The organism is Epibacterium sp. MM17-32, from assembly GCF_022348205.1.
GTDB lineage: Bacteria > Pseudomonadota > Alphaproteobacteria > Rhodobacterales > Rhodobacteraceae > Epibacterium.
Genome location: NZ_JAKRFC010000002.1, coordinates 448,558 through 473,002, shown reverse-complemented (window position 1 = coordinate 473,002; position 24,445 = coordinate 448,558). Strand labels below are relative to the sequence as shown.

The window sequence follows — 24,445 nt, the reverse complement described above, 5'->3', positions numbered from 1 at the left end:
CGGGAGCGCACGGCGGTGCGCAGAGCCGCGCAAAAGCGGCTGCCGATCAATCTTCAGGCAGGGAACAGGAACGGCGTTTTGCGGATCGGGATGGTCTCAGGCGTTCCAGAGCACGATGCCAAACCGGCTGACATCATAACCTTTTGTGGTGGCTGCCCGCTGGGCAAAGGCGTCTGTGCGGCAGAAGGCGAGAAAGCTCTGGAAGGCCGGTTCGAACCAGGCCTTGCGATCCACCAGAAGGGCAAATTCTTCCTGCACGATAGGCGCGAACCGCAGGCCGTAGCTCTGCGCCACCGCTTCGAGGCCAAAGGTCACATCCGCGTCTCCCCGGCGCAGGGCCTCCACCGCTTCGTCTTCGGACCGCGCGATGTCCGCCGTGGGGATTTGGCTCGGGTCGAGGTCGGCCTGTTCTGCCAGGTCGCGAAACAGCTGGTCGGTCCCGGAGCCCGGTTGCCGCGGCGCAAGACGCAGTTTCTGGATGTCGCGCAGGCTGCTCAGATCTCCGACACCGTCCCGGTAGACGAGGCCGCGCCGTCGGCTGGCAAAATGCACGAGGGTGGCGTTCTGGCTGGCCACGCTGCGCTGAACGGCGGGAACATTCCACTGTCCGGTCTTGCTGTCGCGCAGATGCAGGCCGGTGGCGATGCCATCACCGCCGGCAAAGCGCTCCAGCCCGTCCATTGAGCCGTCGAAATAGCTGGCAAGGCCGGAGCGGGACTGGCGCACCGCCCAATCCAGGAGCGGATCATGACTGCCCAGCAGGATCTGCGGGCGCTCTGCTGGCGGCGCGGTGCCGCCGGATTTGGCCCGATCAAGCCAGGCGCGGATCTCCTCGGCCGGAAACAGCAATTTGCCGGTCGCGCGGGAACAGGGCACTTCACCGGAAGCGGCGAGGTCATAGATCTTGCGTTCCTTCAGGCGCAGAAGGTCCGCCAGTTCCGGGACGGTCAGGTAGGCGTGGTCGGGAAAATCGAAGTCGGTCATGTCACAGTCTGATGGGGCGGCCCTGAATGGCGCGCCCCGCAGACTCTATCAGTTCTTCGGTGCGTTGGGGAAGAACAGTTGCTGATCGTCGACCTTATAGGCCGCGATGGCGGATTGGCCCTCTTGCGAGGTCAGCCAATCGGCAAAGGTCTGCGCCGCCTCGATCTGGACCGAGGGGCACTTGCCCGGATCGACGGGGATCACGCCGTATTGGTTGAACAGATCTTCGTCGCCCTGAACCTTGATCTCATAGTCCTGCTTGTTGGCAAAGCTGATCCAGGTGGCCCGGTCGGTCATGACATAGGCGCCCATGCCGATGCCCGCGTTGAGGGTCGCGCCCATGCCGGATCCGGTCTCGCGATACCAGTCGCCCGAGGCCGCGGTGGGATCGACGCCGGTCTCTGCCCAGAGCGCCACCTCTTTCTTGTGGGTGCCGGAATCATCCCCGCGCGAGGCAAAGAGCGCACCGGCTTGCGCAATCTTGCCGAGCGCCTCCTGCACATCGGTCAGGCCCCCGACCTGCGCCGGGTCGCCGGTCGGCCCCACGACGACAAAGTCATTATACATCAGGTCGGTACGCGTCACGCCAAAGCCTGCCTCGACGAATTTCTCCTCGGCGGGTTTGGCGTGGACCAGCAGCACGTCACCGTCGCAGTTCTGGGCATTCCGGATCGCCTGTCCGGTGCCGACCGCAACGACGTTGACCTGGATGCCGGTCTTGTCCTGAAACAGCGGCAGCAGATAATCGTAGAGCCCCGAATTCGCGGTCGAGGTGGTCGATTGCACGATAATGGATTGCTCCGAGGCCAGGGCGCTGGTGGCAATCGTGAGCGCAGCGAGGCTCGCACCAAATGTGTGGCTTAGCTTCATATTTAAATCTCCAGTCGAGGGGTATTAAAGGACAAGACGTCCATCGAGGTAGGCGCGCGCAGCAGGCGACTGCGGCGCCGAGAAAAAGCGTTCCGCCGGACTATGCTCTGCCACCCGCCCGCCGTGCAGGAACACGACGTCATCCGCGATACGGCGGGCCTGGCCGCTGTCATGGGTGACGCAGATCACCCGGATGCCCCGGGCACAGGCGTCCTGCACGATTGTTTCGATCACCTGAACCGAGCTGGGGTCGAGGCTGGCCGTGGCCTCGTCGAGGAACAGGACTTCGGGGTCGGTTGCCAGGGCGCGGGCCAGCGCCAGCCGCTGCGCCTCGCCGCCGGACAGGCGGCGGGCGGGCGCGCGGGCTTTGTGCAGCAGTCCGACCCGATCCAGAAGCGCATCACGGGCCTGCCGCGGCTTGCCCCGGGCCTTCAGGACAAAGTCGATATTGGCCGCCACGGACCGGCGCAGCAGCACCGGCTTCTGGAACACCAGCGCCTGTCGCGCGGTGACCGCGGCGGGCGGCTGGCTGCCCCAGGAGACCTCCCCCGCCGTTGGGGTCAGAAGCCCGTGCAGTACCTTCAGAAGCAGGCTTTTGCCGGCTCCGTTTGGTCCCATGATCGCGGTGCATCCATGCGGGGACAGGTCAAGATCCAGCCCGGTCAGGACGGGGGTGCCGCCACAGGACAGCTCCAGCCCGCGCACCCGCAGCGGCAGCAGATTGGCATAGCGCGCTTCGGGCAACGCCTGGGGGCGGAGCAGGGCGGCGGTGTCGATACTAGACATAGGCGTGTCTCCGGGCGCTCATGCGCAGGCTTTGCACGGCGGCGTTGACGCCAAGGGCAATCACCAGCAGCACGAGGCCAAGGGCCAGCGCCAGCGCCAGATCGCCCTTGGAGGTTTCAAGGGCAATCGCCGTGGTCATCACCCGGGTCAGGTGGTCGATGTTGCCTCCGACGATGATCACCGCACCAACCTCGGCCACCGCGCGTCCGAACCCTGCAAGGCTCACCGTCAGCAGCGAATACCGCGCATCCCAAAGCAGCGCCGACACCGTCTGCCCCCGGGTCAGGCACAGCGAGCGGAACTGCTCGGCGTATTCGCCATGCAGGTCTTCCAGAACCTGTCGCGACAGCGCCGCCACGATCGGCGCAATCAGGATGGTCTGGGCAATGATCATGGCGCTGGGCGTATACAGAAGACCCAGAAACCCAAGCGGACCGGAGCGGGACAGGTGCAGGTAGACCAGAAGCCCGACCACCACCGGCGGCAACCCCATCAGCGCGTTCATCAGCACCAGCACGGCGCCGCGCCCGGGAAAGCGGCTGATCGCCACCAGGGCCCCGAGGGGCAGGCCGATGAGGCAGGCAAAGAAGGTGGCGCTGAGGCTGACGCGCAAGGACAGGGCGACGATCTCGAACAGATCGGCGTTTCCTGTTATCACCAGCTGGATCGCCAGCGAGACCGCTTCTCCGATACCTTGCAAAATTTCCGGCCTTTGCGTTTCTTTCAGTGTCGAGCCTAGGGGCGGATTTCACGCATATGCAAGCCTGCCATCGGCATCCGGGGCCTTTGAGGCGACATCTGGGACAATTTGGATTGCAAATGACTGCATAATTTACGAAAGACGGACAAAATGACCCCTCCCAATATCCGGCCAAACGAGATCGTGGTGCAGCTGACGCCTCCCGATGACGCGCAGTTGCGATTCATCGGCCGGATTCGCACGCCGTGGAGGGATCGCAGCCAGTGCCCGCGCCAGGGCAGCGTAGAGGGGCCCGAGTGCCGTCTCTGCCTCGATCCGGTCTGGGCGCCTGCGCTGGCGGGGCTGGAGGCCTATGCGCGCATCGAGGTGCTCTATTGGCTCGATCAGAGCCGCCGGGATCTGGTGACACAATCCCCGCGGTTGGACGGTGTGACCACGGGCACGTTTTCCCTGCGGTCTCCGGTGCGTCCGAATCTGATCGGAACAGCGCTTGTCCAGCTGCTGCGGATCGACGGCTGCGAGGTGGTCGTGCGCGGCCTTGATTGTCTCGACGGCACGCCGCTGCTGGATATCAAGCCCGACCGCTGCGCCTATTCGCCAAGGGCGCTTGCAAAACCGGGCGCAGAAGAGCCGCCAACAGGGCACTCCTAGCCAGACCGGCGAACGCCGCTGCATCCACCAGACCCAGCCTGATCGCAGGGCAATCGGCAAGAGGTCTGTTTTTGTTGCCTCCGCGTCGGAATCCTCTCCGCGCGCCACCCCGGCCGCGGATTATTGCGATCAGAGCAAGGCCGCGTGTGCCAAGGCGGTGGGCCGGGGCGCTGGCGACAGCCCGGAACCCGTCCCGTCGCCACAGCGGCGTTACGCGCGCCGTTCCGGCCTTGCCGTGAAAACGTCAACCGCAGGCGGGGGACTGTGATCGCAGGCAGGCCGCTGCCGCCGCGGTCGCGCGCCTCGCCTCCACGCCAATCCGCTGCGCGGGTGCGGCAAAGGAGAGAAGCTCATGCTTCACGACAGCGACATCCTGGTCAAACTGGCAGCCCGCCAGAAAAACTACTCCCTGGAACAGGCCTTCTATACCGATCCGGGAGCGCTGGATCTTGATCTGCGCCAGATTTTCTACCGCGAGTGGCTGTTTGCCATTCCCGCCTGTGAAATTCCGAAGACGGGCAATTTCGTGACCCATCAGGTCGGTGCCTATGATGTCATCATCGTGCGCGGTGCCGATGGCGAAGTGCGCGCCTTCCACAACGCCTGCCGCCACCGGGGCTCGGTTGTGTGCAAGGCCAAGAAGGGCAGCGCGCCCAAGCTGGTGTGCCCCTATCACCAATGGACCTACGAGCTGAACGGCGCGCTCTTGTGGGCGCGGGACATGGGGGCGGATTTCGACGCGTCCGAACACGGGCTGCGGCCGGTGCACTGCCGCAATATCAAGGGGTTGATCTATATCTGCCTGGCGGATGAAGCCCCCGACATTTCCGTCTTTGCCGCCGAGATGGACCGCTACCTCGCGCCGCATGATATCGAGAATTCCAAAGTCGCCTTTGAAAGCACGATCATCGAGAAAGGCAACTGGAAGCTGGTCTGGGAGAACAATCGCGAATGTTATCATTGTGCGGGCAATCACCCCGCGTTGTGCCGCACCTTTCCCGAAGACCCCAATGCCATCGGCAACGACCTCGATGGTGAGGATCCGGCCCTGCAGGACAAGCACGTGGCCCGCTGCGAAGCGGTGGGGGCGCCCTCCGCGTTCAAGATTTCCAAGGCCGGGGAGTGGCGGTTTGTGCGCACTGCACTGCTGGGAACGGCGGAAAGCTACACAATGGATGGCAAGGTCGCGGTGAGCCGGCCAAATTCGACCCTCCCGTTCAAGGACGCCGGGTCGCTGCTGCAGTTTCACTATCCCACGACCTGGAACCACTACCTGTCGGACCACAGCATCGTGTTCCGGGTGACTCCGATCAGCCCGACCGAGACCGAGGTGACAACCAAATGGCTGGTGCACAAGGATGCGGTCGAAGGGCAGGATTACGACCTGCGACGGCTGACAGAGGTCTGGGTGCATACCAATGACGAGGACCGGCAGGTGGTCGAGGACAATCAGCGGGGCATCAACACACCCGCCTACCGCCCCGGCCCCTATTCAAAGACCCACGAGGGCGGCGTGATCCAATTCACCGACTGGTACGCCGACCACCTGATGCGCGGGCTGACGGGCCGCAGCCTGATCGCTGCGGAATAGGCTTTAACCTTCGGGGACGCTGGTGTGCGGGCGCCTGCCTTTGAGGGCGGGCCCCTCTTTTTGTTGGGGGGCGCCGGGGGCTGATCGATGAGATCGGCAATGCGGTGCCGTGTCGGCGGGGGTCGTTTCCTGCAAGCATGTTTCGGAATCCTACAGGCGCCTGGCGGCCGGAGTCGCAAAACTGTCATCAAAGGAGATCCCGCGATGACCGAAACCCTGCCCCGCTCCCGCAGCCGCTCCGGTGGCCGTTCCGCCCGCCGCAGCCTGCGCACCGCCAGCGATTTCACCATGCTGCCCGGATTGACCCGCGCCATTCCGTGGTGCGAGGTGATGGACGGCGCGCAGGTCGAAAAGATCGACGCGGCGTCGATGGACATCCTCGAAAACGTTGGCGTGCAGTTTCGCGACGACATTGCGCTGGCCGATTGGAAACGGGTCGGTGCCAAGGTCGAAGGCGAGATGGTTTACCTGGATCGGGGGCTTGTGCGCGAGCTGATCGCCTCGATCCCGTCGGAGTTCACCTACCACGCCCGCAATCCGGCCAATAACCTGCGTCTTGGCGGCAAGCACTCGGTCTTTGTGCCGATGACCGGCGCGCCCTTCCTGCGCGACCTCGACGATGAGCGCCGCAACCCGACGCTCGACGATCTGGCGATGTTCCACAAACTCAGCCACATGCTGCCCGGGCTGCATTCCTCGGCCCACCACATCGTGGAACCCTATGACCACCCGATCAGCCAACGCCACCTGCGCATCACCTATTCGTCGATGAAACACTCCGACAAGATGTTCATGGGCATGACCACCAGCCCGAAGAACGCCGAAGACGTGATGGAGATGTGCGCGATCCTCTTTGGTGAGGACTTCCTGGAGGAGCACCCGGTCACCACCGGCAATTGCAACGGCAATTCGCCATTGGTGTGGGATGAAACCATGCTGGGCGCCATGCGGGCCTTCTGCAAGCGCAAGCAGCCGGTGCTGTGCTCGCCCTTCGTGCTGGGCGGCGCCAATACGCCCGCCTCGGTCCCGGCGGCGGTGGCGCAGCTCAATGCCGAAGCGCTTTCGGCGCTGGCTTATACGCAGGTGATCCGCAAGGGCGCGCCCGCGATCTATGGTCACTACCTGTCCACCGTCAGCATGAAGTCCGGCGCGCCGATGGCGGGGACGCCTGAGATTTCGCTGATGAACTTCATGATCGGCCAGATGGCACGCTACTACGGGGTGCCGTGGCGGACTTCGAACACGCTCGGCGGCGCCAAGACCTTTGACGCGCAGGCCGGGTATGAGAGCGCCACGACCCTTTCGGCGGTGCTGCACGCGGGCGCCAACTACATCTGGCACTCTGCGGGCTGGAACGAGGCGGGGATGCATTGCTCGGTGGCGAAATTCATCGTCGATGCGGAGCAATGCGCCATGGGACACCGCATGGCGTCGGGGCCGCGCTGGGACGACTTCGATCAGGCGGTCGCGGCGGTGCCGGATGTCGGCCCCGGCGGTCACTACCTCGGCCATCCGCACACGCAGGAGAATTTCCAGTCCGCCTTCTTCATGCCGGAGATGTTTGACAACAACTCCATCGAGCAGTGGCAGGCCGAGGGCGGTGTCGAGATCACCGAACGGGCGCTCACCCGCGCCAAGAAACTGCTGTCGGAATATCAGGAACCCAAACTCGACGAGGCCAAGAACGAGGAACTCCTCGCCTATATCGCGCGCCGCGAGCGCGAGATCCCGGCGGCGGACGAGCTGAACCAGACGTATTAATTCCTCTCTCCGGAGCACCTTGCCCGCCCTTTGACACAAGGGGCGGGCTTTTTTGCGTCTGTCAGCAAAAATGAGCGGCCGCAGTGCGACCGCTCGGGCCGAGGTATCAAGACGAAGGGGTCACTCCGCGCGGGCGCGCCATTCCTTCCACCGCAGCACCGCATTGGCGCCGATCTGCTGGAGGGGCTGCGGTGGCAGCAGTTTCGGGCGGGCCTCGGCGCTGAAGTGGCGTGAGATTTCGCTGCTCTCACCCGCCGCCAGTTCCGCCGCGGCAATACCGGTGAGGGTGCCGCGCGCCGTGCCAAGCCCATTCTGCACGCAGCCGGAAAACACGCCTTCCTCCAGCTGCCGTGTCACGCTCACTCCATTGAGGCTGAGGCACAGGTGCCCGGCCCAGGCATGCTGCATCTTCATGCCCGCAAGCTGTGGAAAACGCTGATCGAATTTGCGCTGCATCACCCGCGCGGCACGGGCCATCTCTCGCGCAGAGGGACGTGTATTGGGCAACAGGGTGGCGCAGGTGCGGGTCACGATGCGGTTGCCGCCCTGTCCGCTGTCGATCCGGCGCATGGTGGTGCCCATCGGGTCCGACGGCGTGATGCCCCAGCGCGATGCCCCCCCCAGTCGCGCAAGCGCATCGGCGTCCAGCTCCGGTGTCATCACCGCATAGAGGAAGAGCTGCATCAGCCGCCCCTTCTCAAAGCCAAAACTCTCCAGATGGCCATTCACGGTCAGGATCACACGCGGCGTGGTCACCTGCGCGGCCTGGGTCTTGACCACCCAGTCGGACCCAGTGCGGACAAACCCGGTTACGGGGGAGTTTTCGCAAACCCGCACGCCTGCCCGCTGTAAACCTGCCGCCAAGCCGCGGATGTAGCCTGCGGGCTGCAGCATCACCGTGCCCGCCGTATAAAGCCCGCTGATGTAGTGCGCAGAGCCGGTCAGCTCCTGCATTGCCTGCGCATCCAGCATCTCGCTGACCTCGCCGAGCGACGCAAGATGTGCCGCATAGCTCTGGTTGTGGCGCGCAGCCTCCGGGCTGGCCGCGCCATTCACCTTGCCCGCGCGGTCAAAATAGTCCGGGTTGATCTGATACTCATCAACGGCTGCCCCGGCAAAGCCGATCGCTTGCCGGTTGAGGCCGATCATCCTGCGATCGTCGCCAGCGCCTGCGTAATCGTCCGAGGCCAGATCATGTGGCAGGTCGATCATAAAGCCGGAGTTGCGCCCGGCCGACCCTTCGGCCAGCCGCCCCGCCTCCAGCACCACCACACGTGCCGTGGGGTGTAGTTGCATCAGCCGTCGCGCTGCGGAAAGCCCTGCAAACCCAGCGCCCACCACGACAAAATCTGCCGTCGTGTCCTCGTTCAGTGGCTGAGGGGCCGCTTGCGGGCCGAGGATGCTGTTCCAGGCTGCCGGCCCCTCATGGACCGGCAGTCGTTTGGCCGCATAGGCCGTCAAGACACGGCCTCATCCGCGTCGTCGGCGAGGTCGATCCAGATGGTTTTCAGCTGGGTATATTGGTCATGCGCGTGCACAGAGTTGTCGCGCCCGCCAAACCCCGACTGCTTGTAGCCGCCAAAGGGTGTGGAGATGTCCCCCTCGCCAAAGCTGTTCACCGTCACAGTGCCCGCCCGCAGGCTACGCGCGCCGCGAATGGCGCGTTTGGCATTGGCGGTGAAGATCGACGCGCAGAGCCCGTATTCGGTGTCATTGGCGATGCGGATGGCCTCGTCAAAGCCGGTAACCTCGATCACGCTCAGGACCGGGCCAAAGATCTCTTCCTGCGCCAGCACAGCGTCATTGCCGGCGACATTGACCACGGTCGCCTCAACAAAGGCGCCATCATGGGATTTGCCGCCGATCACCACGTCATCGGCCTGTTCCAGATAGCTGCACACCTTGTCGAAATGCGCCTTGGACACCAGTGCGCCCATGCGGGTTTCGGGGTCCAGCGGATCGCCGACGTTCCAGGCCTTGGCGTGGTGGGCAATGCGGTCCAGCAGGTCTGCCTTGACCGATTTATGCACGATCAGCCGCGACGAGGCCGAGCAATTCTCGCCCATGTTCCAGAACGCACCCTGCACCAGATGCTGCGCCACCCGGTCGAGGTTCTCGGCGTCGTCCATGACAATGGCGGGGTTCTTGCCGCCCATCTCCAGCACCACCTCCTTGGCGTTGCTCTCGGCGGAATAGCTGAGGAACCGCTTGCCGGTCACGGTGGAGCCGGTGAAGGACACCATGTCGATGTCCATATGGCGGCCGATCACCTCGCCCACATCCGCGCCGCCGCCGGGCACCACGTTGAAGACGCCGCGGGGCACGCCGGCCTCATGCGCCAGTTCCGCAACGCGCAGGGCGGTCAGCGTGGTTTCCTTGGCCGGTTTCACCACCAGCGAGCACCCCGCTGCCAGCGCCGGGCCGATTTTCCACGCCAGCATCAGCAGGGGGAAGTTCCAGGGCAGCACCAGCCCGACCACACCAATGGGCTCGCGCACCACCATGGCGATATGATCGTCGGAGGCCGGGGCGACCTGATCGTAGATCTTGTCGATCGCCTCGGCGTGCCATTTCAGGCAATGGATGGTTTCCGGCACATCCACCGTTTCGCAGTCAAAGATGGTCTTGCCGCTGTCGAGGCTCTCCATCACCGCCAGTTCACGGGCGTTACGGGTCAGAAGCTTGCAGAACCGGATCAGCACGTCCTTGCGCTCGGACGGATGTAGGCGCGACCAGCGGCCATCCTCAAAGGCCTCGCGCGCCTTCTCGACGGCAAAATTCACATCCTCCGCCGCGCAGGCGGCAACCTCGGCAAGGGGCGCGCCAGTGGCCGGGTTCACGGTGGTGAAGGTCTTGCCCGAGACCGCCGGACGCGCGGAGCCGTCGATGAAAGCACCGGTTGGCAGGTTCAGGGTCGCGGCAATGGCGCGGTATTCGTCTTGTGTCAGCAGATCCATGTTCTTAACCCTCGGCCACGATGTCGGCAATTGTGGTTTTCAGCACGCGCACAACCTGTTCCAGCGCGCGCTTGTCGTCCTTGTTGAGCCCGGTCAGAGGCGCCCGCATCGCGCCCGCCTCGATCCCGTTGAGGGTGACGCCGTGCTTGATCGTCTGGATGAACTTGCCACCCTGCTCCAGCACCCGCATCAGGGGCATCATCGCCGACATGATCCGACGGCCCTTGGTGTAATTGCCTTCGATCACGCAGGCATTATACAGCGCCACGTGTTCCGCTGGCAGGAAGTTTGACCCGCCGCAGACCCAGAAGGGCGCGCCCCAGGCAAAGAACTCCAGCGCCTGATCGTCCATGCCACAGCCCAGCTGAATATGCGGATAGTCGCGCGCCAGGAGGTGCACCCGGTTGATGTCGCCAGAGCTTTCCTTGATGCCGCAGAAATTGCGGCTGCGGCCCACGCGGTCGAGGAACTCTTCGCCCATCATGGTACCGGTGCGGTGAGGATAGTTGTAGAGCATGATCGGCAGATCCGCCGCCTTGTCGATCGCCAGCGCATTCAGCGCGTTTTCGCGGTCCGTCGGCACCGAATAGGGCGGGCTGGCGAGCAGGATCGAGTCCGCGCCGATCTCCTTGGCCCCCGCGGCCAGCGCAATCGAATCCGGTGTCATCATCGCACCGGTGCCCACCACCAACGGCAGCCGCCCGTTCAGACGTTCCTTGGTAAAGCGCGCCAGCTCCAGCCGTTCCTCGACGGTCTGGGCATAGTTTTCGCCGGTCGAGCCCCCGGAAATCAGCCCATGCACGCCCTGTTCGACGAGGAATTCGATCTGGTCCGCCAAAGCGTCCCAAATGACGTCGCCCGCGCCCGTATAGGGCGTGACAACAGGGGTATAGATCCCTTGAAACTGAAAGATGGGGGGCATCGAAGTCCTCTAGGCTGATGTGTTTCGGCTAAACGTCCCCATCGGCACATCGAGCGCCGTTGGCATGACGAACAATTCGATCTGGCCGCGCGACAGGTTCCAGTGGTCCTCGGCCAGTTTGGCGGCGGTTGCCTCGTCGCCCGCCTCAATGGCGGCGATGATGGCGTCGTGCTGGTCGGCGGCCTCGGTGAGGTTTTCCGCCATTTCATTGGTCTGCGGCCGGTAGAAGGTCATGCCGATACGGGCGTGGTCGATCAACAACCGCTTGAACGATGGCAGCAGGTAGACATTCGCCGCCATGTCGCCGGTGATCTCGTGAAAGCGGTTGTTGGCCAGCGCCCGCTCGGCGCTTGAACCGCTGCGCAGCGCGGCGCGGAAGTCCTCTTGCGTGGCCTTCAAATCTGCGATCTGAGCCGGTTTTGCATGCTGCGCCGCCAGCCGCAGGATGGCGCCATAGATCATCGGCGCCGCCAGAAAGAAATCGCGCAAGGTGGTATAGGACATCTCCGTCACCCGGGCGCCCCGGTTCTCGCGCAGATCAACGTAACCTTCGCCCGCCAATTGCCGCAGCACCTCGCGCAGCGGTGTGCGCGACAGGCCGAAGCGTTCCGACAGGTCGCTCTCATCCAGATCCGCCCCGGGCCGCAGCTCCAGGGTCAGGACCTGCTGCTTCAGGGTGTCATAGAGGGTCGATTTGCGCTGTTTGGCTGCGTCTTTCACCGGGCTTCTCCATCCGAAGGTCTCGTATCGCATCAGAATTCATCGAAGCGAGTCTGAGTTCAATCAGAACCTGCGCTTTGTCCTAATTCAAAATACAATTTGTGCACAAGAAAAAAATCTGCTGTGTTGTGCGCCATAACGAACGCGGAGAAACGTGATGACAGACAGGGTCCCAAGCGGGGAAAGCGCGGTGATCGACTGCCGTAATCTATGGAAGATCTTTGGCAAACGCGCCGATGAAGCCATGAAAGCTGTGCGCGAACAGGGGCTTGGGAAACTCGAAGTGCGCGATGCATTCGGCTGCGTGGTGGGCGTTCAGGATGCCAGCTTCACCGTCGCCCGGGGCGAGATCTTCTGCATCATGGGGCTTTCGGGCTCCGGCAAATCGACCTTGATTCGCCATATCAACCGGCTGATCGAGCCCACATCGGGGCAATTGTTCATCGAAGGGCAGGACGTCAACGCCCTGTCGGCGCGCGATCTGCGGGGTCTGCGCGCGGAAAAAATCGGCATGGTGTTCCAGAATATGGCGCTGATGCCGCATCGCACGGTGCTGGAAAACGTCTCCTTCAGCCAGGAGGTGCGGGGCCATGATGCCCGTGCCCGTCGCGAAACCGCCCTGCGGGCCATTGATGCGGTGGACCTCAACGGTTGGGATCAGAAATACCCCGACGAGCTGTCGGGCGGCATGCAGCAGCGTGTGGGCCTGGCGCGCGCCATCGCCGCCGATCCTTCGATCCTGTTGATGGATGAACCCTTCTCCGCCCTTGATCCGCTGATCCGCCGCCAGTTGCAGGACAAGTTCATGGCGCTGTCGGCAAACATGAAAAAGACCACGCTCTTCATCACCCATGACCTCGACGAGGCGATCCGCATCGGCGACCGCATCGCCATCATGAAGGATGGCCAGTTGGTTCAGGTCGGCACGCCCGAGGACATCGTGACCAATCCCGCCGACGACTATGTCGCCGATTTTGTCGCCGGCATTTCCAAGCTGGAACTGATCTCCGCCGGCAAGATCATGGAGCCGGTCGCCGCCTACGAACAGCGCCGCGGTCCGGTGGACCTGGCGGACTGGCCAGAGGCGCATCCGGACCAGCCGCTCGACGATCTCGTCAACCTGTCCATCGCGACCCAGCATCCGGTGGTGGTGAAGGTCGACGGCAAACCCCTTGGGATTGTCACCAAGAACGCGCTCCTGCGCGGCATCAAGGGCGAAACCCGGGGCGCGGACGCTGCCCGCGCGGCGCAATAACGGGAGGGTAGACCCATGGCCGAAGAACAGACTTTCAACATCCTCGATCCGTTTTCCTCGGTCGACCTCGGCATCGCCGACAAGACCGATGGCATCAAGCAGTGGGCGATTGCCAATCGCGACCTGATCCAGCCGATCAAGGGCTTTTTCAACGAGATGATCGTGGGCATCGACAGCGCGCTCAATGCGGTGCCGCCGCTGGTGATGCTGGTGATCCTGGCGCTGATTGCCTGGCAGTCGGCAGGGCCGCGTGTCGGCATTCTGGTGGCGGCCAGCCTCACCTTCCTCGGGTTCCTGGCCCCCAATGCCTGGGAGCTGGCGATGACCACGCTGGCGATCGTCGTCTCGGCGGTGATCCTGTGCTTTCTCATCGGGCTGCCGCTCGGCATTTTTGCGGGCAAGAACGACCGGTTCGAGGCGCTGATGCGGCCGGTGCTGGACACCATGCAGACCATCCCCGCCTTTGTGTATCTGGTGCCGGTGGTGATGCTGATCGGGATCGGCAATGTGTCCGGCGTGATCGTGACGATCATCTTCTCGCTGCCGCCGCTGATCCGCCTGACCTCGCTTGGCATTCGTGGCGTCAACCCCTCGGTGGTGGAGGCGGCGCGTGCCTTTGGCGCCAGCCCATCGCAAGTGCTGTTCAAGGTCGAACTGCCCCTTGCCACGCCCACCATCCTCGCCGGTGTGAACCAGACCATCATGCTGTCGCTGTCGATGGTGGTGATTGCCTCGATGATCGCCGTCAAGGGCCTCGGCAACGAGGTACTGCGCGCCATGGGTCGACTGGATGCGGGCAAGGCCATCGTCGGTGGGCTCGGCATTGTGATCCTCGCCATCGTGCTCGACCGCATCACCCAAGGCATGGGTCAGTCAGGACGCGAGCGCGGCTACCGTCACTGGTGGCAGGGCGGTCCCATCGGCGCGGTTCTGCGCCTGCTGTCCAAACCCAAACAGACCGCCACCGGCGATCTGAAAACCGAAACCTGAACAACACACAGGGAGATAACAACCATGTTCAGATCCACCCTCACCGCAGCTCTGGCTGCCAGCACATTCCTCGGCACCGCCGCCCTGGCGCAGGACATGCCCGGCGACGGCACCACCGTGCGCCCCGTCGTCGGCCTGATCGCCGAGGAGTATTTCCAGTCCCGCATCCTGTTCCGCGCGCTGGAGGACCTCGGCTATGAGGTGGCCGAGCCGCTAGAAACCGAGATCCAGACCGCTCACCTCGCGGTCGGCACCGGCGATGGCGATTTCTACCCGATCCACTGGGGCAATCTCCATCAGGCGTTCTTCAACGAGTCCGGCGGCGATGACGTGCTGGAAAAGGTCGGCCCCTTCGTCGAGGGCATGTTGCAGGGCTATCTGGTGGACAAGGCCAGCTATGATGCGGGCGTCACCAACCTCGGCGACCTTCAGGACCCGGACGTTGCGGCCCGGTTCGATGCCGATGGTGACGGCAAGGCGGATCTCGCGGGCTGCGTGCCCGGCTGGGGCTGCGAGCGCATCATCGAGCATCAGCTGACGGAATATGGCCTGCGCGACACCGTCTCTCACAATCAGGGCGCCTATAACGCGATCATCGCCGACACCATGGCGCGCAAGGGCAATGGCGATGCGATCCTCTATTACACCTGGACGCCCTATTGGGTTTCCGGCGCGCTGGTGCCGGGGCAGGATGTGGAGTGGCTCGACGTGCCGCATACCTCGCTGCCGGATGGGGTCGAGACGGAAACCACCTTCAACGGCAAGAACCTCGGCTTTGCGGTCGACAGCATGTATGTGCTGACCACCGATGATTTCCTCGCCGAGAACCCGGCCGCGGCAAAACTGTTCGAGGTGGCCCGGCTCGACGTGAATGACATCTCCGCCCAGAACAAGCTGATGGCGGATGGCGAGGACAGCTCCGACGACATCAACCGTCATGTAGACGAGTGGATCACCGCGCATCAGGCTGATTACGACAGCTGGCTTGAGGCCGCCCGCGCCGCCGCGCAATAATTCTCTTGCCGTGCTCCTTGCGAGGGGCGCGGCATCCCTCGCCCCGGAGGTCGTACCATGGCAACCCCGCAGCACTTTGTTTTTGCCCTCGTCGAGGACTTCACTCACATGGCGCTGTCCTGCGCCGTGGACCCCTTGCGCATTGCCAATCTGATCGCGGGCAAGCCGCTCTATCGCTGGTCCTTCGCCTCGGAGGATGGCGAAACCGCGCGCGCCTCCAACGACTCGCACACATTGGTGCACCACAGCTTTGAGACGGTGCCCGATTGTGACCGGCTGTTTGTGCTCTCCGGCATCCATATGAAGGACAAGGACACCAGTCGGCTCATTGCCACCCTGCGCCGCGAACGCGCCCGGGGCACGCTGATCGGCGCCCTGTGTTCGGGGGCCTACATCCTTGCAAAGGCAGGGTTTCTGGAAGGCATGCAAACGGCGATCCATTGGGATTACCACGACAGTTTCATGGAAACCTTCCCGGAGGTGAACCTCGTCCGCAACGTCTTTGTTGCCGATGAAAGACATGTGACCGCCTCGGGCGGAACCGCCACCGCCGACCTGATGCTGCACCTGATCGAACGGGACCATGGCTATGACCTCTCCGTCGCGGTGGCGGATCAGATGGTCTATAACGCCGTGCGCAATGCCACCGCCGCCCAGCGGGTGTCGCTGCAATCGCGCAACGGCATGCGGAACAAGCATCTGGCCAAGGCCATCCAGGTGATGCACGACAACCTCGAAACGCCGATCTCACCGACGGTCATTGCCCGCGATCTGGGTATTTCCACGCGTCAGCTTGAGCGGTTGTTCGGCAAATACCTCAATGCCTCGCCCAAGAAGTATTTCATGGAAATGCGCCTCGAACGCGCCCGCCATCTGCTGCTGCAAAGCGAGGCGTCGATCACCGAGGTCGCCATGGCCTGTGGTTTCGACAGCCCGGGACATTTTTCGCGTGTCTACCGGTCCGCCTTTGGCGTGACCCCGATGTTGCAGCGCGACCGGATGAGCTGAGGGACACGGCGGCGCCCCGTGCGGCGCTAAAATCCGGGTTTTCAGGGCAGGCCGTTGCCCGTTTTTGCGGTGGAAACGGCGAAGCCGACTCAGGTTATCCACAATTCGTTGACATGATTCGGGTCGATGGTTAACAAAAGGTAAACGTCAATTCACAAGTCTTGGATCGGTGGCTTTCCGCGCGCCGATATATTTTTATCGGGGGTGTTCATGCAGCAGTTGAAGCGGAAACAGCAGGTCTCTGACGTGGCGCATGCCACCGGTTTCACCCCTTCACAGGCCATGGCGCCCACGCCGGCGACACCGCTGAAACCGGCGCAAACCAGAATTGAAACGGTGTCATCGTCGGGCAACGTCAAGGTTGCACTCAAGCGCAAGCCAGCCGGCGGCGCCACGGCCTCCACCACAGCAGCATCGCCGGCCAACGCAGGGCAGGGGGCACCCGCAGGCCCGCAGTCCGCGCCAGAGCCCGTCGCCCCGGTCTTTTCGGATCCGGAGGCCTATGCGGCGGGGCGCAGCAGGATGCCGCTCCTGATGGCGCTTGGCGCGGCAAGCCTGCTGGCGCTGGGTCTGGTCTCGTTCACGCTCTTTACGGGCAACGATCAGGCGCATGCCGATGTGGCGGCTGCCACGGACGCGCCCGACGGCCAGCCCCTGCCTGCGGCCTCGGCAGGGCAGGGCGGGGCGCAAAGTGCTGCGGACCCAGGGGCATCTTCCGCCCTGGCCGCCGCAGGCAGCACCGCCGCCGGTGAGGACCTGATCGCCAAGATGACCCAAGGCACATTGGCCGCGCTGCGCAGTGGTGCAGCCAGCCCCGCCGCCGCCCCGGCTGCCCCGGCGACGGCCGCGGAAACCGCCTCTGTTTCGGCCCTCTATCAGATGGTGATGACCGCCCACGCGCAGGGGCAATCAGAGGCCTATATCGACCAATTGCTGAACGATGCGCATGCACGCCAGCAGATCACCGTCCCAGAGGGGCTGATCGGGGCCGACGGGCGCGTCGACACGGCGACGATCCTCAGCCTGCTGATCCAGAAATAGATGCCGATAACGGCACGGTCCTGACAACGCGCGCGCCCCGACCGGGCGCGCGGACGAACGACACCTACCTTCAACACAAAAACAAATGATCCTTCGGGGGGATACATGAAAGCACTGATCGCAGCCGCCGCGCTGGGGCTGGCCTCTGTTCTTGGGCATGGGGCCGCAGCCGAAACCTGTGGTGGCGTCTATACCGTACAGCCGGGCGACAGCCTCTCGGTGATCGCCGACAAGCTCTACAAGAATGCCGGCATGTGGAGCATCATCCACAATCGCAATATCGACGCCATCGGCCCGAAACCCAGCGCGATCCGCGTCGGGATGAAGCTGGATCTGGCCTGCGTCAATGGTCTGCCGCTGGGGTTGGCCGGGGGGCGCGCGTTGCAGGATGCGACGCCGGTGGCCGCGCAGCCGATCCGGATCGAGGCGGGCAACGCCGCTGTGCGCCACAAGATCAACCTGCTCACCGGGGATGATTTCGAACCCTTCACCGGCAAGGAGCTGCACAACGGCGGTCTGCTCACCGATCTGGTCAATGCAGCGATGACCGAAGCCAACCCGGAGCGTGGCTTTGCCATCCATTGGGTGGATCACTGGGCGGCGCATTTTGATCCGCTGCTGTCCAATGCGCTGCTGGATGTGGGCTTTCCCTGGTACAAGCCCAACTGCACCGAGCTGCCCGACAACTACCGCTGCAAGAACCTGCTGTTCTCCGACCCGCTGTTTGAGACCCTGACGCTGATGTTTGCCGATGCCAGCCGTCCGGTGCGCTTTGCATCCGATGAGGATCTGTTCGGCAAGTCGATCTGCCGCCCCAAGGGATATGACACCTCGATCTTCAACGAGAACGGGCGCAACTGGTTGCGCGAGGAGAAGATCACCCTGGTTGTGGCGGCCACGCCCGGAGATTGCTTTGATCTGGTGCTCGAAGGCGGCGCCGACGGTGTTGTGCTGAATGAATTCACCGGCCGGGACAAGATGAAGGAAATGGGGATCGCCGACCGCATCCAGGTGGTGCCGGAGCCGATCTCGATCCAGTCTCACCATGTGGTCGTGCATAAATCCCACCCCGAGGCGCAGGAGCTGCTGGCCATCGTCAACGACGGTCTGCGCGGCATCCGCGAGGATGGCTCCTATCAGAAGATCGTCGAAGATCACCTGGCCCGTGTCTGGGCCGGGTTCTGATCGGGGGATGGTGATGCAACGCATTCTGATACCGCTGCTGTGGCGACTGGCGCTGCTGTGCGGCCTGGCCCCCTCTGCCGCGCTGGCGATCTGCGATGTCGAATATGTGGTCCAGCCGGGCGACAACCTCTTTACCATCGCCGAGGCGCATTACGGTGATCGCAACCGCTGGACGCTGATCTACTACCGCAACCAGGGCGAATTGGTGGGGCCGTCGACGGTGCCCGGGCGCACGCTCCATATCCCCTGTCCGCCGGATGCGGTGGAGGCGGACGCCACGCCGCTGCGCAAACCCACCGCAGAGCTGAACCTGCTGACCGGGGGCAACTACGCGCCCTTCACCGATCAGAGCCTGCCGGGGCAGGGGATGATCACCGAACTGGTCAATGCCGCGCTGGAACTGGCGCCCTCGCCGGTGCCCTATGCGGTGACCTGGGAGAACGACTGGAGCCAGCACCTGTTTCCGATGCTGGACGGCAAGGAATTCGACATGGGCTTCCCCTGGGTGAAGCCGGATTGCGAGGCCACGCCCGACAACGAGCGCTGTGCCAGGTTCCACTTCTCCGATCCGCTTGTGGTGGTGCCGATCATGCTGTTTGCGCGCACCGGCGGCGATATGGTCTATGCCAGTGATGCCGATGTGCTGGGCAAGACGCTCTGCCGGCCCAAAGGGTTCTACACCTTTGACCTCGACCGCGCGGATCGCCGCTGGCTCAGCGAGGAAAAGATCACCCTGTTGCAGCCGGACACACCCGGAGACTGCATGCGCATGGTGGCCGAGGGCCGCGTGGATGCGGCGGCGATGAACCTCTTTGTCGGTGCGGAGGCGGTGGTGGCCGAGGGGCTGCGTGGCACGGTGGAGCCGCTTGAGAAGCAGCTGTCGGAAACCGGCATGCATGTGGTGATCTCAAAAACCCACTGGCGCGGCACGTCGCATCTCTATCGGGTCAATGCAGGGCTGCGCAAACTGCGCGAGAGCGGCCGCTTTGACGAGATCATGAGCCGCCACCTGGAGCTGTTCTGGGCCAAGCTGCAATAGCACAACGCCGCCCGCCGAGGTGGCGGCGGGCGGCGCTATCTGATGGGGTCAGGCGGCGACGGTAAAGTTCGCGCGAAACGCCTCCAGCGCCGCCAGCTCATCGCCCGCCGCAAAGGCCTCCATCGCCACCGGGCCGTCATAGCCCATGCGCTGCAAGGCGCGCGCAACCCCGGCGTAGTTGATCTCGCCCGTGCCCGGCTCGCACCGCCCCGGCACATCGGCGACCTGAATCTCACCGATCCACGGCAGGCAGGCCTGACACAGCTCGATCAGGTTCCCCTCGCCGATCTGCGCATGATAGAGATCGAGGTTCAGGCGCAACTGAGGCCGGTTCACCGCCGAGACCAAGGCCAGCGTCTCTTCGGCCCGCGCAAAGGGCACGCCCGCGTGGTCCACCGGCAGGTTCAGGTTCTCCAGCGTGAACTGCACGTCCAGCTCTTCGGCCAGATCACAGATCCGATGCAGCGTGTCGATGGCCTTGACCCATTTCAACGGCGTTGCCACTTCGGCCAGCTTTGGCCGTCCGCCCTCGCCCAGCCCGGTGCCATGCAGGTTCAGCCGCGCCACGCCCAGCCGCTTGCCCACCCGCGCCGTTTCCCGTGCCGAGGCCAGCAGCATATCCGCGCCCGCATCATCCGACAGCCGCCCCTCAAGGTAGCCATTCATGATCGAGAACACCGCGCCAGAGGCCTCAAGCTTGTTCAGATCATGGTCGGGCCAGTTCCACAGCCCAACCTGAAACCCCATCTCGTGCAGCTGCGCGCAGCGCCACTCGATCGGTTTGTCCTGCCAGAGCATCTCGGCGCAGGCGGCAAGGGTAAACGCCATGGATCAGCCCCCAATCAGGTCCGAAGTGATCGCCACCGGACGCCCCTCAGCCAACGAACGGTTCGCCGCCTCGGCCAGCGCCAGCGCATTGACGCCGTCCTGTATCGATGCGGGCACCGGCGCGCCCGCAACCACCGCATCGACAAAGGCCGACCACTCGATCGCATAGGCGCGCATGTAGCGTTCAAGGAAGAAATAGACGGGCTTGGCCGACTGCACCCCGGCAGTGGTCGATTTCACCACGGTGTTTTCAACCTCATTCTCGGCCGCCAGCGTACCCTCGGAGCCCAGGACCTCCACCCGCTGGTCATAGCCATAGGGCGCGCGGCGCGAGTTGCGGATGGTGGCGATGCGCCCGTCCGCATAGGTCAGCACCACAACGGCGGTGTCGACATCGCCCGCCGCGCCGATCTCCGGATCGACAAGGCAGGACCCATGCGCCATCACGCTCACCGGCATCCCAAACAGGAACGAACACATGTCGAAATCATGGATCATCATGTCCCGATACAGACCGCCAGAGACCTTGATATAGCTCACCGGCGGCGGCGCGGGGTCATAGGAGGTCACCGCCAGCATCTCGCCCTTTCCGACCTCGCCCGCGTCCAGCGCCGCCTTGACGGCGGCAAAGTTCGGGTCAAAGCGGCGGTTGAAGCCCATCATCATCGGCTTGTCGTGGCTGGCGGCAATCTGGCGGACCTGAAGTGCGCGCTCCAGTGACAGATCAATGGGCTTTTCGCAAAAGATCGCTTTGCCCGCCTTCACGCCCGCCTCGATCAGGTCGGAATGCGTGTTGGTCGAGGAGGCAATCAGGATCGCGTCAATACTCGCATCGGCAAAGATCTCTTCCGGTGTGCGCACCGCGATGCCATGCTCCTGTGCAAGCGCCTCGGCGGCCTCGGTCATGACGTCAGTGACCGCAACCAGCTCTGAACGCGGATCCATCTTGATGGAGGCGGCATGGACCTTGCCGATGCGGCCCGCGCCAAACAATGCGACTTTCATAGGCGTATTCCTTTTGTGCTGGCGTCACAGGGTGACGCGGCGGCCCTCACGGGCCGAAGTGTCGATAGCGTGAATGACGCGCTCAAACTCCAGCGCGTCGGTGAAATTGGGAAAGCTCTCCTCGCCCGCCGCAATGGCGCGCAGGAACCCCGCGACCTCGATGGTTTTCAGATCGCCAAAGCCCAGCTGATGCCCCGGTGCCGGGCAGAAGGCCCCATAGGGTGCATGCTCCGGCCCCGTCAGAATGGTGCGGAACCCCTGCTGTGCGCGGGGGCCTTCGTTTACATAGAGCTGCAGTTCATTCAGCCGCTCCTGACTAAAGGCAATCATACCCTTGGTGCCATGCACCTCCCAGTCGAGCTTGTTCTTGCGTCCCCAGGCAGAACGCGAGGTGCACAGCGTGCCCTGCGCCCCGTTGCGATAGCGCATGATGGCCGAGGCGGTGTCTTCGTTTTCCACCGCCGCGCGGCCGCTTCCATCGGGCAGCGGACGGGTTTCATGGATGATCTGCGTATCGGCAATCAGGCTCTCGATCTCGCCCATCAGCACATGCGACATCGACACCAGATGACAGCCCAGATCGCCCAGCGTACCAAGCCCCGCATCCGCGCGGGTGGCGCGCCAGGTCCACGGCAGGTCCGGGTCGGCTTGATAATCCTCGTCCACCCAGCCGCGGAAATGCACGGGCTTTCCGATCATCCCTTCGGCAATCAATGCGCGGGCATGGGTGACGGCGGGATTGTGAATGTAGTTATATCCCACTTTGGTGCGCACCCCAGCTGCACGCGCGGCAGCTTCCATCTCCTGCGCATCCTCCAGCGTCAGCGCCAGTGGCTTTTCGCAATGCACATGTTTCCCGGCATCAATCGCCGCCAGCGCCATCTCTTTATGCAACGCGTTGGGTGTGGTGATGGAGACAATATCGACCTCCGGACTGGCGATCAGGGCGCGCCAATCGTCGGTGGCGGCGGCAAACCCGAACTGAGCCGCCAGATCGCGCGCCTTCTGCGCGGGCGTGTCGCACAATTGCGCCAGACGCACCGGCGCAAGATCCCCAAATACCGCCGCGGCAGAGCCATAGGCCAGCGCATGCGCCTTGCCCATGAAGCCGGTTCCGATCAAACCAAGACCTAGAGTCACAAAAACCTCCCTTATGGAATTTTCATTCCAATTTCGGTGATGAGCGATTACAGTGACCCTGTCAAGAGAGAGGACATTGAATGCGCGAGAACGAAGCTGTCGCCACGCCGCCCGCCAACATCAGCGAAACCATCGAGCGGCTGGATCGGATGATGGATGAGCTGCCGAAACGGTTGAAGCAATGCGCGTCGTTCACCCGTCGGCATCTGCATCTTGTGGCGGTCTCCACCGTCTCTGACATGGCGGAGGCATCGGGCGTCGCGCCCTCTGCCTATATCCGGTTCTGCCAGGCCATCGGCTTTAGCGGCTATTCCGAGATGCAGGGGCTGTTTCGGGTGCAGTACACGTCCTTTCGTCCCGACTATGAGCAGCGCCTTGCCCAGGTGCGCCCCGATGTGGCGCAGGGCAGTGGGCAACTGTTGGGTGAATTTGCCGAGGCGGGGCATAAGTCATTGCTATCTCTCGGCAATTCCGTTGCCAATGAGGGGCTTAACAGTGTTGCGGGCGGGTTGGCCAAGGGCCGGATTCTGCATCTATTGGGTATGCGTCGCGCCTTTGCCGTGGTCAGCAATATGTCCTATCTGCTGGGCAAGATGGATGTGCCTGCCTTGTTGCATTCCGATGTTGGCCAGCTCGACAATACCCCCCTGATGACGCCCGATGATGCGCTGTTTGCGGTGACCTTTGCGCCCTTCTCCGAGGATGTGATCCAACAGGCCAGAGAGGCCGCCGAGCGTGGCGTTCCGGTCTACGGGCTGAGCGATTCCGAGAAATGCCCGCTGTTCGAATTCGCCCGCGAGGTGCTCATCGTACACGAACATGAGGTGGCAGGGTTCCGGGCGCTCAATGCCTCCATCTCGCTGACCACGACGCTTGCGGTTCTGGTCGGATCGCAGCGACACGAATCTTGACAGGTTCGCTCCAAAACGGAATAAATGTTCCATAAGCGCGATTCGACATCGTTTTGCGTTGACCGGTGGGAGGCCGGTCGCACCGAAGCCCCTCCGGCGCAACCGCGCATCGAGGGGCCTGCAATCCGGGAAACCGGGCTTTGTCTAAGGGAGGACAAATTGAAAAAATTCTTGAAAACCGCAGCTGTTGTCGCCGGGATGGCCGTCGCAGCCCCCGCCATGGCGCAGGACATCATCGTCGTCGCTCACGGTCAGGCCAACGATCCGTTCTGGTCCGTGGTGAAGAACGGCGTGGAAAAGGCCGCCGCGGACTCCGGTGCCAATGTTGATTTCCGCTCGCCCGAGACCTTTGACATGGTGCAGATGAGCCAGCTGATCGACGCCGCCGTCAATCAGGAACCCGACGGGCTGGTGGTTTCCATCCCCGATGCCGACGCGCTGTCGCCCTCGATCCGCCGCGCGGTCGAGGCTGGCATCCCGGTCATCTCGATGAACTCCGGTTCTGACGTCTCCAAGGATCTCGGCGCGCTGCTGCACGTAGGTCAGGACGAATATACCGCAGGCAAGGCCGCTGGTGAAAAACTCGCCTCCATGGGCGGCACGGTCGGCATCTGCGTCAACCAAGAAGTCGGCAATGTGGCGCTCGATCTGCGCTGCCAGGGCTTTTCTGACGGGTTCGGCGGCTCTGTCGAGGTGATCCCGACCCAGAACGACCCGGCCGAAGTCGAAGCCAAGGTCAAGGCGGCGCTGGAATCCAACCCCGACATCGACACCGTGATGGGCCTTGGCGCCTCACTGGTGGGTGAGCCGGCGATCCGCGCTGTCGCTGCCGTTGGCCGCACCGGCGAAGTCAACGTCGCCACCTTCGACCTGTCGGCCAGCTTCCTTGAAAGCGTTGCCGAGGGGGAGGCCGCCTTTGCCATCGACCAGCAGCAATTCCTGCAAGGCTATCTGCCGGTGTCCTTCCTGGCGCTGAACGCAAAATTCGGCCTGATCCCCGGCGGCAACGTGCCCTCCGGCCCCAACCTGATCACCCAGGACAAAGCTGCCCAGGTGGTCGAGCTGAGTGCTGAAGGCATCCGTTAAG

Annotated in this window: 23 protein-coding genes; 12 read left to right on the top strand and 11 right to left on the bottom strand. The window is 63.5% G+C overall.

The features are described 5' to 3' along the window. Positions 1–96: 96 nt before the first annotated feature. Genes MHM88_RS05245 through MHM88_RS05230 form a run of 4 tightly spaced genes read right to left on the bottom strand, consistent with a single transcriptional unit; the run spans position 97 to position 3,340 of the window. A complete protein-coding gene (locus MHM88_RS05245; RefSeq protein WP_239360857.1) occupies positions 97–984 on the bottom strand; it encodes a helix-turn-helix transcriptional regulator in 888 nt (295 codons plus the stop codon). Positions 985–1,032: 48 nt separating this feature from the next. Continuing rightward, entirely contained in the window at positions 1,033–1,854 is an 822-nt protein-coding gene (locus MHM88_RS05240; RefSeq protein WP_239360855.1) for a substrate-binding domain-containing protein, read from the bottom strand. Positions 1,855–1,878: 24 nt separating this feature from the next. Further along, complete coding sequence (locus MHM88_RS05235; RefSeq protein WP_239360853.1) at positions 1,879–2,640, bottom strand: ATP-binding cassette domain-containing protein; 762 nt, start codon at positions 2,638–2,640, stop codon at positions 1,879–1,881. Continuing rightward, on the bottom strand, positions 2,633–3,340 hold the full coding sequence (locus MHM88_RS05230; protein ID WP_239318498.1) for an ABC transporter permease: 708 nt from the start codon (positions 3,338–3,340) through the stop codon (positions 2,633–2,635). The genes MHM88_RS05235 and MHM88_RS05230 overlap by 8 nt, the downstream gene beginning before the upstream one ends. Positions 3,341–3,490: 150 nt before the next feature. Here MHM88_RS05230 and tsaA point away from each other — a divergent pair, with 150 nt between their 5' ends. The 3 genes from tsaA to MHM88_RS05215 all read left to right on the top strand — a co-directional run bounded on the left by tsaA (position 3,491) and on the right by MHM88_RS05215 (position 7,343). Further along, the gene (gene tsaA / locus MHM88_RS05225; protein ID WP_239360840.1) at positions 3,491–3,991 is read left to right on the top strand and encodes a tRNA (N6-threonylcarbamoyladenosine(37)-N6)-methyltransferase TrmO; all 501 of its coding nucleotides are present in this window, start codon (positions 3,491–3,493) and stop codon (positions 3,989–3,991) included. Between the two features lie 352 nt (positions 3,992–4,343). Continuing rightward, the gene (locus MHM88_RS05220; protein WP_239360824.1) at positions 4,344–5,582 is read left to right on the top strand and encodes an aromatic ring-hydroxylating dioxygenase subunit alpha; all 1,239 of its coding nucleotides are present in this window, start codon (positions 4,344–4,346) and stop codon (positions 5,580–5,582) included. A gap of 204 nt (positions 5,583–5,786) precedes the next feature. Further along, entirely contained in the window at positions 5,787–7,343 is a 1,557-nt protein-coding gene (locus MHM88_RS05215) for a trimethylamine methyltransferase family protein (protein ID WP_239360821.1), read from the top strand. A gap of 120 nt (positions 7,344–7,463) precedes the next feature. Here the strand turns inward: MHM88_RS05215 and MHM88_RS05210 are convergent, their stop codons facing one another. The 4 genes from MHM88_RS05210 to MHM88_RS05195 are packed head-to-tail and all read right to left on the bottom strand — an operon-like array spanning position 7,464 to position 11,942. After that, positions 7,464–8,804 carry an FAD-binding oxidoreductase gene (locus MHM88_RS05210; protein WP_239360817.1) on the bottom strand — a complete coding sequence of 447 codons (1,341 nt, stop codon included), beginning with the start codon at positions 8,802–8,804 and terminating at the stop codon, positions 7,464–7,466. Then, complete coding sequence (locus MHM88_RS05205) at positions 8,801–10,300, bottom strand: aldehyde dehydrogenase (RefSeq protein WP_239360814.1); 1,500 nt, start codon at positions 10,298–10,300, stop codon at positions 8,801–8,803. Before MHM88_RS05205 ends, MHM88_RS05210 begins: the two co-directional genes overlap by 4 nt. 4 nt (positions 10,301–10,304) lie before the next feature. Further along, positions 10,305–11,222, bottom strand: a complete 918-nt coding sequence (locus MHM88_RS05200) for a dihydrodipicolinate synthase family protein (protein WP_239360811.1) — start codon at positions 11,220–11,222, stop codon at positions 10,305–10,307. Between the two features lie 9 nt (positions 11,223–11,231). Then, on the bottom strand, positions 11,232–11,942 hold the full coding sequence (locus tag MHM88_RS05195) for a GntR family transcriptional regulator (RefSeq protein WP_239360808.1): 711 nt from the start codon (positions 11,940–11,942) through the stop codon (positions 11,232–11,234). 157 nt (positions 11,943–12,099) lie between these two features. On the opposite strand from MHM88_RS05195, the gene MHM88_RS05190 reads away from it, so the two are divergent. From MHM88_RS05190 to MHM88_RS05160, 7 genes are all read left to right on the top strand, one after another. After that, complete coding sequence (locus MHM88_RS05190) at positions 12,100–13,197, top strand: glycine betaine/L-proline ABC transporter ATP-binding protein (RefSeq protein WP_239360805.1); 1,098 nt, start codon at positions 12,100–12,102, stop codon at positions 13,195–13,197. A gap of 15 nt (positions 13,198–13,212) precedes the next feature. After that, positions 13,213–14,187, top strand: a complete 975-nt coding sequence (locus MHM88_RS05185; RefSeq protein WP_239360803.1) for a proline/glycine betaine ABC transporter permease — start codon at positions 13,213–13,215, stop codon at positions 14,185–14,187. A 24-nt stretch (positions 14,188–14,211) separates the two neighbouring features. Continuing rightward, entirely contained in the window at positions 14,212–15,201 is a 990-nt protein-coding gene (gene proX, locus MHM88_RS05180) for a glycine betaine/L-proline ABC transporter substrate-binding protein ProX (RefSeq protein ID WP_239360801.1), read from the top strand. Between the two features lie 57 nt (positions 15,202–15,258). Continuing rightward, positions 15,259–16,209, top strand: a complete 951-nt coding sequence (locus MHM88_RS05175) for a GlxA family transcriptional regulator (protein ID WP_239360790.1) — start codon at positions 15,259–15,261, stop codon at positions 16,207–16,209. A 210-nt stretch (positions 16,210–16,419) separates the two neighbouring features. Further along, complete coding sequence (locus MHM88_RS05170; protein WP_239360787.1) at positions 16,420–17,250, top strand: hypothetical protein; 831 nt, start codon at positions 16,420–16,422, stop codon at positions 17,248–17,250. Positions 17,251–17,355: 105 nt separating this feature from the next. Further along, positions 17,356–18,435: a transporter substrate-binding domain-containing protein gene (locus tag MHM88_RS05165; RefSeq protein ID WP_239360785.1), complete on the top strand. Its 1,080-nt coding sequence runs from the start codon at positions 17,356–17,358 to the stop codon at positions 18,433–18,435. 13 nt (positions 18,436–18,448) lie between these two features. Then, complete coding sequence (locus MHM88_RS05160) at positions 18,449–19,474, top strand: transporter substrate-binding domain-containing protein (protein WP_239318523.1); 1,026 nt, start codon at positions 18,449–18,451, stop codon at positions 19,472–19,474. A gap of 48 nt (positions 19,475–19,522) precedes the next feature. Here the strand turns inward: MHM88_RS05160 and MHM88_RS05155 are convergent, their stop codons facing one another. From MHM88_RS05155 to MHM88_RS05145, 3 genes are read right to left on the bottom strand one after another with little or no spacing between them, the layout of a single operon-like run. Then, positions 19,523–20,302, bottom strand: a complete 780-nt coding sequence (locus MHM88_RS05155) for a TIM barrel protein (RefSeq protein ID WP_239360784.1) — start codon at positions 20,300–20,302, stop codon at positions 19,523–19,525. Between the two features lie 3 nt (positions 20,303–20,305). Continuing rightward, the gene (gene iolG / locus MHM88_RS05150; protein WP_239360781.1) at positions 20,306–21,307 is read right to left on the bottom strand and encodes an inositol 2-dehydrogenase; all 1,002 of its coding nucleotides are present in this window, start codon (positions 21,305–21,307) and stop codon (positions 20,306–20,308) included. A 24-nt stretch (positions 21,308–21,331) separates the two neighbouring features. Further along, positions 21,332–22,447: a Gfo/Idh/MocA family protein gene (locus MHM88_RS05145; protein ID WP_239360778.1), complete on the bottom strand. Its 1,116-nt coding sequence runs from the start codon at positions 22,445–22,447 to the stop codon at positions 21,332–21,334. A gap of 80 nt (positions 22,448–22,527) precedes the next feature. Here MHM88_RS05145 and MHM88_RS05140 point away from each other — a divergent pair, with 80 nt between their 5' ends. Together MHM88_RS05140 and MHM88_RS05135 are read left to right on the top strand one after the other, a co-directional pair. Further along, the gene (locus MHM88_RS05140; protein WP_239360775.1) at positions 22,528–23,358 is read left to right on the top strand and encodes a MurR/RpiR family transcriptional regulator; all 831 of its coding nucleotides are present in this window, start codon (positions 22,528–22,530) and stop codon (positions 23,356–23,358) included. Between the two features lie 159 nt (positions 23,359–23,517). Then, a complete protein-coding gene (locus MHM88_RS05135) occupies positions 23,518–24,444 on the top strand; it encodes a sugar ABC transporter substrate-binding protein (protein WP_239360773.1) in 927 nt (308 codons plus the stop codon). The last annotated feature ends 1 nt before the right edge of the window (position 24,445 follow it).